9 protein-coding genes are annotated in these 14,279 nt (G+C 68.0%); 2 read left to right on the forward strand and 7 right to left on the reverse strand.

What is annotated here, in order from left to right; translation table 11 throughout:
* The first annotated feature begins 49 nt into the window (after positions 1–49).
* Positions 50–1,294 carry an NAD(P)/FAD-dependent oxidoreductase gene (locus G3N58_RS25840; RefSeq protein ID WP_206000546.1) on the forward strand — a complete coding sequence of 415 codons (1,245 nt, stop codon included), beginning with the start codon at positions 50–52 and terminating at the stop codon, positions 1,292–1,294.
* Positions 1,295–1,405: 111 nt separating this feature from the next.
* On the opposite strand, the gene guaD is transcribed toward G3N58_RS25840, so the two are convergent.
* The 7 genes from guaD to G3N58_RS25875 form a co-directional block, all read right to left on the reverse strand.
* Positions 1,406–2,770 carry a guanine deaminase gene (gene guaD / locus G3N58_RS25845; RefSeq protein WP_206000547.1) on the reverse strand — a complete coding sequence of 455 codons (1,365 nt, stop codon included), beginning with the start codon at positions 2,768–2,770 and terminating at the stop codon, positions 1,406–1,408.
* Positions 2,771–2,936: 166 nt separating this feature from the next.
* Positions 2,937–3,989 carry an adenosine deaminase gene (locus G3N58_RS25850; protein ID WP_206000548.1) on the reverse strand — a complete coding sequence of 351 codons (1,053 nt, stop codon included), beginning with the start codon at positions 3,987–3,989 and terminating at the stop codon, positions 2,937–2,939.
* A gap of 76 nt (positions 3,990–4,065) precedes the next feature.
* Positions 4,066–5,082, reverse strand: coding sequence for a xanthine dehydrogenase accessory protein XdhC (xdhC, locus tag G3N58_RS25855; RefSeq protein ID WP_167281513.1), 1,017 nt, complete (start codon positions 5,080–5,082; stop codon positions 4,066–4,068).
* On the reverse strand, positions 5,063–7,642 hold the full coding sequence (xdhB, locus tag G3N58_RS25860; RefSeq protein WP_206000549.1) for a xanthine dehydrogenase molybdopterin binding subunit: 2,580 nt from the start codon (positions 7,640–7,642) through the stop codon (positions 5,063–5,065). The genes xdhC and xdhB overlap by 20 nt, the downstream gene beginning before the upstream one ends.
* A complete protein-coding gene (gene xdhA / locus G3N58_RS25865) occupies positions 7,639–9,327 on the reverse strand; it encodes a xanthine dehydrogenase small subunit (RefSeq protein ID WP_206000550.1) in 1,689 nt (562 codons plus the stop codon). The genes xdhB and xdhA overlap by 4 nt, the downstream gene beginning before the upstream one ends.
* A gap of 435 nt (positions 9,328–9,762) precedes the next feature.
* Positions 9,763–10,272: a disulfide bond formation protein B gene (locus tag G3N58_RS25870; RefSeq protein WP_167046821.1), complete on the reverse strand. Its 510-nt coding sequence runs from the start codon at positions 10,270–10,272 to the stop codon at positions 9,763–9,765.
* A gap of 285 nt (positions 10,273–10,557) precedes the next feature.
* Complete coding sequence (locus G3N58_RS25875) at positions 10,558–11,937, reverse strand: amidase (RefSeq protein WP_206000551.1); 1,380 nt, start codon at positions 11,935–11,937, stop codon at positions 10,558–10,560.
* 243 nt (positions 11,938–12,180) lie between these two features.
* Between G3N58_RS25875 and G3N58_RS25880 the strand changes: the two genes are divergently transcribed.
* Entirely contained in the window at positions 12,181–13,938 is a 1,758-nt protein-coding gene (locus tag G3N58_RS25880; protein ID WP_167046827.1) for a cation:proton antiporter, read from the forward strand.
* Positions 13,939–14,279: the final 341 nt, after the last annotated feature.

Consider the following 14,279-nt stretch of genomic DNA (forward strand, 5'->3'; position numbering starts at 1 on the left):
ATGCAAACCCCGCGTGCGTCGCACGCATGCACACCGTTGGAGCAGAGATTTGAAGATCGATTCATCAAAGCGGACCGCCGTCGACGTGGCGATCATCGGCGCGGGTCCGGCGGGCGCGGTGGCCGCCGCACTGTTGCGCAAGGCCGGCCGTTCGGTGCTCGTGCTCGAGCGCCAGCATTTTCCGCGCTTCTCGATCGGCGAGAGCCTGCTGCCGCAGAGCATGGCGTATCTCGAAGAGGCCGGCATGCTGCAGGCCGTCGTCGAGGCGGGTTTCCAGCACAAGAACGGCGCGTATTTCGTCTATCGCGACCAGTACTCGTCGTTCGACTTTCGCGACAAGCATTCGGCGGGCTGGGGCACCACGTATCAGGTCGAGCGCGCGCAGTTCGACGACGTGCTGATTCGCTGCGCGGCCGCGCAGGGCGCCGAGGTGCGTTTCGGCCACACGGTGTGTGCGCTGCAAACGGGCGACGCGCCGGTGCTCGACGTGGTCGACGAAAGCGAGACCGCGTATCGGGTCGAGGCGCGCTTCGTGCTCGATGCGAGCGGCTTCGGGCGTGTGCTGCCACGTCTGCTGAATCTGGAAGCGCCGACACGCATGCCGACGCGCGCGGCGCTCTTCACACACGTGCGCGACGGTCTCGCGCTTGACGCGAGCGATCGCAACAAGATCTGCATCGCGACGCATCCCGAGCGCCGCGACGTGTGGTTCTGGATGATTCCGCTCGCGGGCGGCCGTTCGTCGGTGGGTTGTGTGGCCGAGGCGAGCTTTCTCGACATGCCGGAAGCGCAGCGCGAAGCGGCCTTGCGCACGCTGATCCAGCAGGAGCCGACGCTGAACCGCCTGATCGGCACGGCGCCGTTCCTGATGCCGGTGCGGCAGATCGGCGGCTACGCGGCCAACGTCGAGCGTCTGCATGGGCCCGGCTATGCGTTGCTCGGCAATGCGGGCGAGTTTCTCGACCCGGTGTTTTCGTCGGGTGTGACGATCGCTCTACGCTCGGCGCATCTCGCGGCGCGCGCGCTGAACCGGCAACTCGACGGCGAGACGATCGACTGGGCCGCCGATTACGACGTGCCCTTGCGCCGCGGCATCGATACGTTCCGCGCGTTCGTCGAGCGTTGGTACACGGGCGAGTTGCAGGACATCATCTACTACCCGGAGCAGACGCCGTCGATCCGCCGCATGATCTGTGCGGTGCTCGCGGGCTATGCGTGGGACGAGTCGAATCCGTATGTGGCCGAGCCGGTGAGGCGGCTCAATGCGCTGCACGAGGTGTGCAAGGCGGGTTGAGCGCGTGTGAGAAGGCGCAGGAAGGTGTGCGAAGGTGCCGCCAAGGTATTAAAAAAGCGGTGCTTCGTGATTATTCGAAGCGCCGCTTTGCCTTGGGCGTAACGACTGTCCTCAGGCCGCGATCTGCGCGCTTCCCGGCACGCGCTGCCGCGCAGCGTCGCGAGCATGCACGCGCTGGCCGGCCGCATACGTTTCGTACACCGCGCGATCGTCGCCGAGCAGCGCGAACGCGAACAGCAGTTCTTCGAGCGATTCGCGCCGCGCCGTGCGGCGCGCGAGCAGCGGCGTCGCCTGCGGATCGAGCACGACGAAGTCCGCTTCGGTGTGCGGGCGCAGCGTGCCGACCTTGTCCGCGAGATCGAGCGCTTCGGCCGCGCCGGCGGTCGCCAGATAGAACATGCGCGTCGCCGTCAGATGATGGCCGCCGAGGCGCGCTACCTTGTGCGCTTCGTTCATCGTTTGCAGCATCGAGAACGATGTGCCGCCGCCGACGTCGGTGGCGAGCGCGATCGGCATGCCGGCCGCGTCGGCCTTGTCGAAATCGAACAGGCCGCTGCCGAGGAACAGGTTCGAGGTCGGGCAGTGCGAGGCGAGCGCGCCGGTCTGCGCCATGCGCCGGCGGTCTTCTTCGTCGAGATGGATGCAATGGCCGTACACCGCGCGGCGGCGCAGCAGGCCGTAGTGATCGTAGATGTCGAGATAGCTGCGGTGGCCGGGGAACAGATCGGCTACCCACTTCACTTCGTCGGTGTTTTCGGCGACGTGGCTCTGGATGAAGAGGTCCGGATGCTGTTGCGCGAGCGCGCCGCAGGCTTCGAGCTGCGCTTCGGTCGAGGTCGGCGCGAAGCGTGGCGTGAGCGCGTACATCTGCCGGCCGCGATTGTGCCAGCGGCCGATCAGCTCGTCGCTGTCGTCGTAGCCCGATTGCGCGGTGTCGCGCAGAAACTCGGGGCAGTTGCGGTCCATCAGCACCTTGCCCGCGACCATGCGCAGATTGCGCGCCTCGCTCGCGGCAAAGAGCGCCTCGGCCGACTGCTTGTGGACCGTGCAGTAGACGAGCGCGGTGGTCGTGCCGCACGCGAGCAGTTCGTCGACGAAGAAGTTCGCGGTGTCGTTCGCATAGGCCGGGTCGGCGAAGCGGCGCTCGGTCGGGAACGTGTACGTGTCGAGCCACGGCAGCAATCCCGGCGCCGGCGACGCGATCATGTCGGTCTGCGGATAGTGGATGTGCGTGTCGATGAAGCCCGGCACGATCAGCTTGTCGCGCCGGTCTACGAGCTGGGTGCCGGGCGCGAGCCGCGCGGCGAGCGTCGCATATGCATCGGCCGCGACGACGCGGCCGTCCTCGACGATCAGCAGACCGTCTTCGTGGAAGACCGCCGCGTTCGGCGAGTGCGCGGGATCGCCGGTGAAGGTCAGCAGTTGCGCGCGGAATGCGGTTTGCGCGGCGGGCGTGGTGTGAGCCGATGCAGTCATGGAAAAGCTGTCTCCGAATGTTGAAATCTGGGCGAAAAATGGCGTGGTGGCGCTTGCATTCGCGCGGGTTCTTCTGCGCGAGCGCAACCGATGCCGCCGGCTAGCGCCTTCGCTCGGCGCTTCCGGCTAAAGCTCCCGGTTAAAGCCCCGGTTAAATAAGGCCGCGTCAGTGCGGACCGTTCTCTTGCCAGTGCGCGTCGAGCTTCGCGATCAGCGCGTGGCGTTCCTCGGGCGTCACGAACGACGCCTCGAAGCCGTTGCGGATGATCGTGTAGACCTCGGCGGCATCGAGCTTCAGCGCGTCGATCGTCGCGAGGTAGTTCGCGTTCACGTAGCCGCCGAAGTAGGCCGGGTCGTCGGAATTGACGGTCACCGCGACGCCGCGCTCGAGCAGGTCCTTCAGCGTGTGTTGGGTCATATCGTCGAACACGCACAGCTTGAGGTTCGACAGCGGGCACACGGTCAGCGCGACGCGCGTGTCGGCCAGCCGCGTGACGAGCGCCGGGTCTTCGATGCTGCGCACGCCGTGATCGACGCGATCCACCTTCAGCACGTCGAGCGCTTCGTAGACGTACGAGGGCGGCCCTTCCTCGCCTGCATGCGCGACGAGCTTCAGGCCGAGCGCGCGCGCCTTCGCGAACACGCGCTCGAACTTCGAGGGCGGATGGCCGCGCTCCGACGAATCGAGCCCGACGCCGATCAGCCGATGCCGGTACTGCTCGAAGAGCGGCCGCGCTTCGTCGAAGGTGGCGAGCGCGTCTTCCTCGGACAGATGGCGCAGGAAGCACAGGATCAGCTTGCTCGACATGCCGCGTTTTTCAGCGTCGGCCAGCGCGCGCTCGATGCCGGCCACCACCGTGGCGATCGGCACGCCGCGTTCGGTGTGTGTCTGCGGATCGAAGAAGATTTCGCTGTGGATCACGTTGTCGGCGAGGCAGCGCTCGACGTAGGCCATCGTCATGTCGTAGAAGTCCTGCTCGTGCAGCAGCACGCTCGCGCCCGCGTAGTAGATGTCGAGGAACGATTGCAGATCGGTGAACGCGTAGGCGGCGCGCAAGGCTTCCACCGATTCATAGGCGAGCTTCACGCCGTTGCGTTGCGCGAGCGCGAAGATCAGCTCGGGTTCGAGCGAGCCTTCGATGTGAATGTGCAGCTCGGCCTTCGGGGCGCGCGCGGTTTTGTCGGCGAGTGAAAGCGGGGTAGCGGTGGTGGTGTTCATCGTGGTTTGGAATGGTGTGTTGGATAACTATCGGTATGCACGGCATGCGTGATCGGCGCGGTGCGCGGCCCGCGGATCACACCGCCTGCGACGCGCGGCGCCCGCCCGCGTTCGCCTCGACGGCCTGCAGAACCTGCGCGGCCGCCGAGATCGCGATGATCTCGGGCGACTTGTCGACGATGCCGTCGACGCCGAGCGGGCACTTCATGCGTGCGATCCATGCCGGATCGATGCCGCGCGCCGCGAGCCGGTGCTCGAACTGCTTGCGCTTGCTGTGCGAGCCGATCATGCCGAAGAACGCGAAGTCGCCGCGCCGCAGGATGCGCTCGGCCAGCTCGAGGTCGAGCGCGTGGTTGTGCGTCATCACGACGAAGTACGTGTTCGGCGCGGCCTGGTCGATCGCTTCGTCGGGCGCGTCGTTCGCATCGATCGTCACGTTCGGCGCGTGCAGCGTGTCGAGCGCGGGAAACTGCGCGTCGCGCTCGTCGACCCAGCGCACCGTGCACGGCAGCGTCGCGAGCACGCGCACGAGCGCCGCGCCGACGTGACCGGCGCCGAACAGCACGACCGCGAATTCGCCGGGGGCGATCGTTTCGGTCAAGAGCGCGCTGCTGTCGTCGAAACCGGCGCCGTCCCACAGCAGACAATCGGCCGTGTCGATGCCGGGCTCGGGATCGGACAGCATGACCGCGGTGGGCGCGGGGCCGAATGATACGCTACGCACGGTCGATTGACCGGCCGCGAGGCGCTTCACGAGCGAGGTGATCCAGCCGAGATCGCCGACGTCGAGCCGCTCGAACGAGAGAATCACGGCGCCGCCGCAGCACTGGCCGAGGCTCGGCCCCAGCGCGAAGCGTTCGAGCCGGCGCGTATGCGGTGCGCGCATGCCGTCGCGCAGCACCTGGCGCGCGGTCTCGATCGCCTTCCATTCGAGATGCCCGCCGCCGATCGTATGTTTGGCCGCCTCGCGCGTGACGATCATCTTCGTGCCGGCCTCGCGCGGCGCCGAACCTTCGGCACGCGCGACCGTGACGAGCACGGCGGCGTCGCCGTGGGCGAGCAGGTGTTGCAGGTCAGTGAGCCAGGTTTGCATCCGGCGGTTCTCCGTGCGAAGCCGCGCAAGATGCCGGCGCGGCGGGTGGCGTAGGGTGGTCGGCGCTGGCGGGCGGCGTTGCGTGGGTGGATGCCTGTGTTGTCGCGCAGGTTGCGGCATCGGTTGCCGCGCAGGTTACCGTACGTGCCGCCGTCGGTTCGGACGGGTTGGCGCTTTGCAACGCGTCGAGCGCATCGAGTATCGCTTCGGGCGTGGCCGGCGCGCGCAATGGCGGCGCCTCGATTGCGCCCGGCGCCGCGGCCGCGATCGCGTCGCGAAGCGCGAGGAACACCGAAAACGGCAGCAGCAGCGGCGGTTCGCCGACCGCCTTCGAGCGGAACACGGTCGGCTCCGCGTTGCTGTTTTCGTAGAGCCGCACGTGGAACGCGGCGGGCGTGTCGCTGACCGCCGGAATCTTGTACGTGGACGGCGCGTGCGTCATCAGACGGCCCTCGCGGTTCCACCACAATTCCTCGCTCGTGAGCCAGCCCATGCCCTGGATGAAGCCGCCCTCGACCTGGCCGAGATCGATCGCCGGGTTGATCGACTGGCCCGCGTCGTGCAGCACGTCCGCGCGCACGAGCTTCCATTCGCCGGTCAGCGTATCGATCACGACTTCCGACACCGCCGCGCCATACGCGAAGTAGTAGAACGGATGGCCGGTCAGCGTCTGCGCATCCCAATGCACCTTCGGCGTCGAGTAGAAACCGTCGGACCACAGCTGCACGCGCGCGAGATAGGCGGCATTGACGATCTGTTCGAACGGCAGTGCGCCGCCGTTCGCGGCTACCTTGCCGTGTGCGAACTGTACGTCGTTGGCGTCGCCGCCGAGCCGTTGCGCCGCGAGTTCGGCGAGGCGCGCGCGGATCGTTCGCGCGGCGGCTTCCGCGGCCTTGCCGTTCAGATCGCTGCCGGTCGATGCGGCCGTTGCCGACGTATTCGCGACCTTCGACGTATCGGTGGCCGTCACGCGTACGCGCGCGAGCGGCAAGCCGAACTGGTTCGCGACCACCTGCGCGACCTTCGTGTTGAGCCCCTGGCCCATCTCGGTGCCGCCATGATTGACGAGTACGGAGCCGTCCTTGTAGACGTGCACGAGCGCGCCGGCCTGGTTCAGGAACGGCACGTTGAACGAGATGCCGAACTTGACCGGCGAAAACGCGAGGCCGCGCTTGAGCACGGGGCTGGTCGCGTTGAATGCGGCGAGCGCCGCGCGGCGTGCGCGATAGCCGCTCGAAGCGAGCAGCGCGTCGGTGAGCGGCGCGATGATGTTGTCCTCGACACGCTGCCCGTACGGCGTCGTATCGCGCTCGCCGATGCCGTAGTAGTTCGCGAGCCGCACGTCGAGCGGATCGAGCCGCAGCTCGCGCGCGATGTCGTCGAGCAGCACTTCCATGACGAGCGCGCCCTGCGGTCCGCCGAAGCCGCGAAACGCGGTGTTCGACTGCGTATTCGTCTTGCAGCAGAGCGCGACGATATCGACGTCGGAGAGGTAGTACGCGTTGTCGAAGTGGCACACCGCGCGCGTCGCGACCGCGCCCGAGAGATCGGCCGAATAGCCCGCGCGCAACGCGATTTCGACGCGCACGCCGAGCAGGCGACCGCGGTCGTCGAAACCCGCTGCGTATTCGTAGATCGCGTCGTGGCGCTTGCCGGTGATCATGAAGTCGTCGTCGCGATCGGCGCGCAGCTTGACCGGCCGGCGCAGGTGCCGTGCCGCGAGCGCGGCCACGCAGGCGAACAGCGCCGACTGCGATTCCTTGCCGCCGAAGCCGCCGCCCATGCGCCGGCATTCGCAGACGACGTTGTGCGCGGGCCAGCCGAGCATATGCGCGACGACCTGCTGCATTTCGCTCGGATGCTGCGTCGAGCTATAGACGAGCATGCCGTCCATTTCCTTCGGCACCGCGTAGGCGATCTGGCCTTCGAGATAGAACTGCTCCTGGCCGCCGACTTCGAAGCGGCCTTCGAGCCGATGCGGCGCGGCGGCTATTTTCGCGTCGGGCTCGCCGCGCCGCAGATGCAGCGGCGGCAGCACGAACTGCCGCGCGGCTTTCGCTTCGGCGGCGGTGAGGAGCGCGTCGAGCGGCTCGTAGCGCAGCACGTCGTCGCTTTTCGCGAGCGCGGCGGCGCGGCGCGCGAGTTCATGCGTCTCGGCGATCACCGCGAAGACCGGCTGACCCAGATAGAGCACCTCGCCGTCGGCGAAAATCGGGTCGTCGTGCAGCACCGGGCCACAATTGTTTTCACCGGGGATGTCGGCGGCGCTCAGCACGGCGAGCACGCCGGGCGCGTTGCGCACCGCGTCGAGGTCCATCGAGACGATGCGCGCATGCGCGTGGCGCGACAGGCCGAGCGCCGCGTGCAGCGTGCCGTGCAATTCGGCGATGTCGTCCGTGTAGGTGGCTTCGCCGCTGACGTGCAGCGCGGCGGATTCGTGCGGCAGCGGGGCGCCGATCGAGGCGTCGGTCGTTGCGTCGTTCGTGACGTCGCTCGATGCGGTGGCGCGTTGTCCGGCGTGCTGGCCCGCGTGTTCGACAAAGACATCGGTACGGTTCATCGCGGCGCCTCCTTGGCGAGCGGCGCGGCAGGCGTGTTTGCTGCGTGCGTCGTATTCGCTGCGTCCGTTGCATCCGACGCTTCCGCTTCGAAGGCGAACGCGTTCACGTCGCACAGCGCGAGCGGCGCATCGTCGCGCGTTTCGAGGTAGAAGCGCCACAGCAGATTGCGCGCGACCTTGAGCCGGTACGCGCTCGATGCGCGCATGTCGGTGAGCGGCTGGTAATCGGCGGCGAGCGCATCCATCGCGCGGCGCACGGTCGCTTCGTTCCATGCCGCGCCGTCGAGCACCGCTTCGGTTTGCGTGGCCCGCTTCGGCGTGGCCGCCATGCCGCCGAACGCGATGCGGGCCGCGCGGAGGGTGCCGGGCGTTTCCTCGCGGGTTGCGCCGTGAGTTTCGTCGAGCATTTCAGCGTGGGCCGCAGCGCGCATTTCACCGCGAGGCTCGCCGCTTCCGCCGATGCGCAACGCGAACGCCCCACACACCGCCGAGATGTCCTGGTCGTAACGCTTCGACACCTTGTAGGTGCGAAAACGCAGATTGCCGGCCGGGCGCGGCACGCGCAGCGCCATCACGAATTCGCCGGCCGCGAGCGCGGTCTTCTGATAGCCGAGGTAGAACGCGTCGAGCGGCAGCGTGCGGGTCGTGCGTGCGCGGCGCAGCACGACCTCGGCGCCGAGCGCGAGCAGCGCGGGCATCGAGTCGCCGATCGGCGAGCCGTTCGCGACGTTGCCGCCGAGCGTGCCCGCATTGCGGATCGGCCGCGAGGCGAAGCGCGTCCACAGCTCGGCGAGTTCGGGGTAGTCGACGGCGAGCGCCGCGAAGGCGTCTTCGAGCGTGACGGCCGCGCCGATCGTCAGCGTCTGCGCATCGCGCTCGATCGTCTTCAGTTCGGCGACGTTGCCCGTGTACAGCAGGTCACCGAGGTCGCGGAACTGCTTGGTGACCCACAGGCCGACGTCGGTACTGCCGGCGACGATGCTCGCGTCGCCGTGTTGCGCGCGCAGCGCCGCGAAGACGTCGAGCGTGACGGGCGCATAGAAAGTGGGGGAGCCGAAAGCGGCGCCGCGCGCGTCGGGGGCGCGGTATTCGAAGGTGTCGTCGCGTTGCAGCGTGCGCAGCGTGGCCGCGATGGCCTCGCGATCGAGCGCGACGCGCGGATACCGAGCGTAGTCGAACATCCTCTGCGTGGCCTCGACGATCGGCCGGTAGCCGGTGCAGCGGCACAGATTGCCGGACAGCGCGGCGTTGATTTCGTCGCGGGTCGGCAAGCCGGCGCTCGCGGGCTGGTTTTCGTAGAGCGCCCACATCGACATCACGAAGCCGGGCGTGCAGAAACCGCATTGCGAGCCGTGGCAGTCCACCATGGTCTGCTGCGCCGGATGCAGCGCGCCGTTCGCGGCGCGCAGGTCTTCGACGGTGAAGAGGGCGCGGCCGTCGAGCGTCGGCAGGAACTGGATGCAGGCGTTGACCGCTTTCAGCGCGAGGCCGCCGTGTGAGCCGTGTGCGTCGAGTTCGCCGGTCACGACCGTGCAGGCGCCGCAATCGCCCTCGGCACAGCCTTCCTTGGTGCCGGTGCAGCGCAGGTCCTCGCGCAGGTGCTGAAGCACGGTGCGCGTCGCCGGGACGCCCGCGATCTCGCGGACGAACCCCTGGTGATAGAAGCGGATGGTTTGCGTTGTCATGGCGAATCGAAAGACAGTGCGGACCGGGCGCGCGTTACGCATGGGGTCGCCGAAGCCGGCCTCGCGCACGTAGATCGCCATCCATACCCGAAGATAGCACTACCTCGTTCCGAAAATATTTCCCGGTTCGCATGAAGCTTATTCGGCGGCGGTCATGACCTTTGTACGATTCGCGCGGGGGCGGGAAGTTGCGTGGGGGCTTGATGCGGGCGACGGTGCGTGGTGCGCCCGGACCGTGCAGTTGCGGCGGCGCGCTTGTGGAGCCGAGGCGGCGCGCAGGCGGGGAATGGCGGGGAATGACGGGAAGCGGCGAAGAACGGCGCGATTTTCGGCGCAGAAGTGCAGAAGCCGCTGGCGACAGGGCTGTTAGCGGGACCGCGAAGCCCAGCCGCGTCCAACCCCGTCAACCGGACCCGCCCCGCCCGACCAATCCATTCAGCTGATGCGGCGGCGATTCCGGACCAGGCTCGACACGAGCACGAGAAACGCGACGACGAACCCGACCAGCGACCACATCGGCAGCGTGAGGCCGAGAATCGGCGGATAGGCGGTTTCGCACAGGCCCGCGACCTTGAACACGCCCGGCAGCCAGTGCGCGGGCGGCAGGCTGTCCACGACCGGCTGCAGCGCGTCGAAGCCGCAGCTGAAGCCCGGATTCGCCTGCACGTACACGTGCCGCACCGCGGTGACGATGCCTCCCAGCGCCGACAGCGCCGCGAGCACTTCGAGCAGACGCACGCCGCGCCAGTTGTTGAAGCGCGCGCCGAGGAACGCGAAGATCGCGATCAGCAGGAAGAAGTAACGCTGGATGATGCACAACGGGCACGGGTCTTCGTGCAGGAAAAACTGCAGGTACAACGCACCGCCCACGAGGGCGACGCAGATCAGGCCAAGCAGAACCAGCAGGGAGCGCTCGCGGCGCAGCATCGCGGAGTCGTTGTTCATGGATCGTCGGGTTGTCTGAAAACGGAAAGGACGGGTGCCCGCGATTCTAGCGCGAACCCCTGTTATGTCGCTGATGTGCCGCTGATTGCGCCGTGATGCGCGCGACCGCGCGGCGAACCGCACTGCGGCGTGCCAATCGCCTGCGCCTCGCGAGCCGCGTCGTGTGCAGGGCATCGCCGCGCGTCTCGCGAGTCGCGCCGCACCCGGCAAATTGCCGCAGGTCTCGCAAACCGCGCGACGCTCAGCGAATCCGCCGAATCCGCCGCGCTCCGCGCTACCCCGCGCTCAGCGAATCGCGTTCAGCACCGCCTCGGCCGCGCGGCCGATCGCGAGCAGCGTGTCGTCGGCGTGCGGCGCGCCCGCCAGCATCAGACCGACCGGCGCGTCGCCGCGCAGATGGCACGGCAGCGACAGCGCGCAGCTATCGAGGAAGTTGAACGCGCTCGGATTGCGCAGGATCAGCGCGTTGGTGCGGGTGAACGTGTCGTCGTCGTGGAGCAGGTCGGCGAGGCGCGGCGGCACGACCGGCACGGTCGGCGCCACGACCGCGTCGCAGTGCTGCCAGAGCGTGCGTGCGGCTTCGTCGAGCATGGCGGCGCGCTCGGCGAGCAGGTCCAGATAGTCGGTGGCGCGGGCCGACTGCCCCTTCATGATGCGCGCGAGCACGCGCGGATCGTACTGCTCGCGGTGCTTGTCGAGCAGCGGACGGTGCCACGCATAGGCCTCGATCGACGCAAAGCTGAAGCGGTTGATCTCGGGCAGGCGCTCGAGCGGCGCGAAACGCACCTCGCTGACGATCGCCCCGGCCGCTTCGAGGTGCTTGAGCGCGGTGTCGAGCGCGCGCGCGACCTCGGGCTCGACGCCGTCGGTGACGAAGTGGGTCAGCACGCCGAGGCGCACGCCTTCGAGCGGCCGCGCGGCCGGAATACGCGGTTCGAGCCCCGCGAGGATCCGGTCGACCAGCGCGCAGCAGGCGACCGAGACGCCGATCGGCCCGAACGAATCGAGCGTCGACGAGAGCGGCACGCCGCCCTGCTTCGGGATGCGCGCGGCGGTCGGCTTGAAGCCGGTCAGGCCGCACAGCGCGGCCGGAATGCGGATCGAGCCGCCGGTGTCGGTGCCGAGCGCGATCGCGGCCATGCCGTCGGCGACCGAGGCCGCCGCGCCCGACGACGAGCCGCCCGAAATCCGCTCGTCGCCTTTCACGCCGCGCCGGTACGGCGAGAGCGGATGGCCGTAGTGCGGGTTCAGGCCGAGTCCGGAAAACGCGAACTCGCTCATGTTGGTGCGCCCGACGAGCACGGCGCCAGCCCGCTTCAGACGGGCCACCGTGACGGCGTCGGCCTGCGCGGCGGGTGCGTCGGCGAGCGCGATCGAGCCCGCGCGGGTCGGCTGTCCCTCGATGTCGAACAGGTCCTTGATCGACACCGGAATGCCGGCGAGCGGCGAGAGCACGGTGCCGGCCGCGCGCAGGCGGTCGTGTGCGTCGGCGGCGGCGCGCGCGGCCTCGGCGTCGACGTGGATGAACACGGATGCGCCCTGGCCGGCCGGATCGGCGATCCTGTCGAGCGCGGTTTCGACGAGCGCACGGCTCGTGGTGCGGCCGGCGGCGAGATCGGCGGCAAGCTGGGCAAGCGGCGGGAACGGCGTGAATTCAGTGGCCATGATGTCGGTGGAAGTCCGGTAAGCGCGGTGGTCGCGGCACGGGTCGAGCCGGCGGGAATGTCGTCTGCATTGTAGAGCACGGTTTTGCGCGGGCATGGCGCGGCACGCAGGGCGCGCAGCGGTCGGCCTGCGCTTCATGCCTCGTACCGATGCCGATGCCAGCGCGACGCCGACACGGCGGAGCCGCCCCCGGTCCGTTTGTTAAACTGCGCTGGGAAATTACTTTTTGTAAGGAAGGCGTTCATGCACCATGGCATTGGCTTCATTCAGGATCTGGCCGTCGTGATGGCGCTGGCCGGCGTCGTCACCGTGCTGTTTCATCGCCTGAAGCAGCCGGTGGTGCTCGGCTATATCGCCGCCGGCGTAATCATCGGGCCGTACACGCCGCCGTTCCAGCTGATCCACGACGAGCAGACGATTCAGACGCTCGGCGAGCTCGGCGTCGTGTTCCTGATGTTTTCGCTCGGTCTCGAATTCAGTCTGCGCAAGCTGTTCAAGGTCGGCGCGACGGCGATCGTCGCCGCGCTCTCCGAGATCGTGCTGATGCTGTGGATCGGCTACGAGATCGGCAGCGCGTTCGGCTGGAGTCCGATGGATTCGCTGTTTCTCGGCGCGATCCTCGCGATCTCGTCGACGACGATCATCGTCAAGGCGCTGTCCGACCTCGGCCTCAAGCGCGAGGGCTTCGCGCAGCTCGTGTTCGGCATCCTGATCGTCGAGGACATTCTCGGCATCGCGATGCTCGTGCTGCTGACCGGCATCGCGCAGACCGGGCAGCTGTCCGCCGGGCTCGCGGCGGTCACGCTCGGCAAGCTGCTGCTCTTCATGACGGTGTCGCTGATCGTCGGCGTGCTGCTCGTGCCGCGCGCGCTCAATTACGTCGCGCGCGCCCACAGCGACGAGATGCTGCTCGTGTCCGTGCTCGGCTTCTGCTTCGGCTTCTGTCTGCTGGTGGTCAAGCTCGACTACAGCATCGCGCTCGGCGCGTTCCTGATCGGCGCGATCATGGCCGAGTCGCGCCATCTGCACCGGATCGAGCATCTGATCGCGCCGCTGCGCGACGCGTTTTCGGCGATCTTCTTCGTGACGATCGGCCTCATGCTGAACCCGGCCGTGATCCTCGACTACGCGTGGCCGATCGCCATCATCACGTTCGCGGTGATTGTCGGCAAGATCGTCTCGTGCGGGCTCGGCACGTTCCTCGCGGGCCGCGACGGACGCACGGCGATGCGCGTCGGCATGACTGTCTCGCAGATCGGCGAGTTCTCGTTCATCATCGCGTCGCTCGGTCTCACGCTGAAGGTGACGAGCGCGTTTCTGTACCCGATCGCGGTGGCGGTCTCGGCGCTGACCACGCTGACGACGCCGTACCTGATCCGCGTGGCCGATCCGCTCACGCGCCGCCTCGCGCGCGCGATGCCCGCGACGCTCTCCAACGCGTTCGGTCTGTACGGGCAATGGCTGCGCAGCCTGAGCACCGGCAGCGGCGAGCCGACGCTGTTCGGCATGACGCGGCGGATCATCCTGCAGATCGCGGTGAATCTCGCGCTCGTCGCGGCGATTTTTCTGACCGTGTCGTATAGCGCGCCGCATACCGGCAAGCTGCTCGGGCACTGGCTCGGCGACGAATCGCTGCAGCGCGTCGTGCAGTGGAGCGTGGCGCTCGTCGTGTCGCTGCCGTTTCTCGTGGCGGTCTATCGCAAGACGAAGTCGCTCGCGCTGCTGCTCGCCGAGGTCGGCGTGCAGCCGGCGACGGCGGGGCGCTTCACGAGCGCGCTGCGTTACGCGATCTCCGATCTCGTGCCGATCGTCTCGATGCTCGGCGTGTTTCTGCTGGTGGCCGCGCTGTCGGGCAGCATCCTGCCGCCGACCGGTCTGCTCGTCGCGGTGCTGGTTTGCGCGGCGCTGCTGCTCGCGCTCGTATGGCGCTGGTGCGTGAAGATTCACGCATCGATGCAGATCGCCTTGCGGGAAACTTTCGACGAGCAGCCGGACCCCTGAAGCGCGGGCGCAAAAGGGTGATGCAGGGATATGACGCCGCTGCGTGTCACGCTCCGTAACAATGTGAGCAATTGTGTGTGGGTTTGCCGGGCCTGCCGCGCTGACGGATAATCGGGGCATATTCATTCGTTCGCGTGGAAGGCGCCTGTCCGACAGTCATGAGCGAAAATCAACCCGAAAACGCCGGCACGACCGGCGCTTCCTCACCGGTGCCGGGTTCGCCCGCGCCGTCCACCACACCGGTAACCGGCGCCGCGCCATCTGCGGCGGCAGCCTCGTTACCTCCATCGCATGAAGATGCCGCCGCGTCGCCGGCCGCGGACTCCCCGAGCCCGGCCGAC

The sequence above is a fragment of the Paraburkholderia sp. Ac-20342 genome (genome assembly GCF_017104985.1).
In the GTDB taxonomy this organism is placed as follows: domain Bacteria; phylum Pseudomonadota; class Gammaproteobacteria; order Burkholderiales; family Burkholderiaceae; genus Paraburkholderia.

Bases quoted from the DNA above. Each gene is read 5' to 3' on its own strand.
- G3N58_RS25880 (WP_167046827.1), top strand. From the start codon at position 12,181: ATGCACCATGGCATTGGCTTCATTCAGGATCTGGCCGTCGTGATGGCG.
- xdhB (WP_206000549.1), bottom strand. From the start codon at position 7,642: ATGAACCGTACCGATGTCTTTGTCGAACACGCGGGCCAGCACGCCGGA.
- G3N58_RS25875 (WP_206000551.1), bottom strand. From the start codon at position 11,937: ATGGCCACTGAATTCACGCCGTTCCCGCCGCTTGCCCAGCTTGCCGCC.
- xdhA (WP_206000550.1), bottom strand. From the start codon at position 9,327: ATGACAACGCAAACCATCCGCTTCTATCACCAGGGGTTCGTCCGCGAG.
- guaD (WP_206000547.1), bottom strand. From the start codon at position 2,770: ATGACTGCATCGGCTCACACCACGCCCGCCGCGCAAACCGCATTCCGC.
- G3N58_RS25870 (WP_167046821.1), bottom strand. From the start codon at position 10,272: ATGAACAACGACTCCGCGATGCTGCGCCGCGAGCGCTCCCTGCTGGTT.
- xdhC (WP_167281513.1), bottom strand. From the start codon at position 5,082: ATGCAAACCTGGCTCACTGACCTGCAACACCTGCTCGCCCACGGCGAC.
- G3N58_RS25850 (WP_206000548.1), bottom strand. From the start codon at position 3,989: ATGAACACCACCACCGCTACCCCGCTTTCACTCGCCGACAAAACCGCG.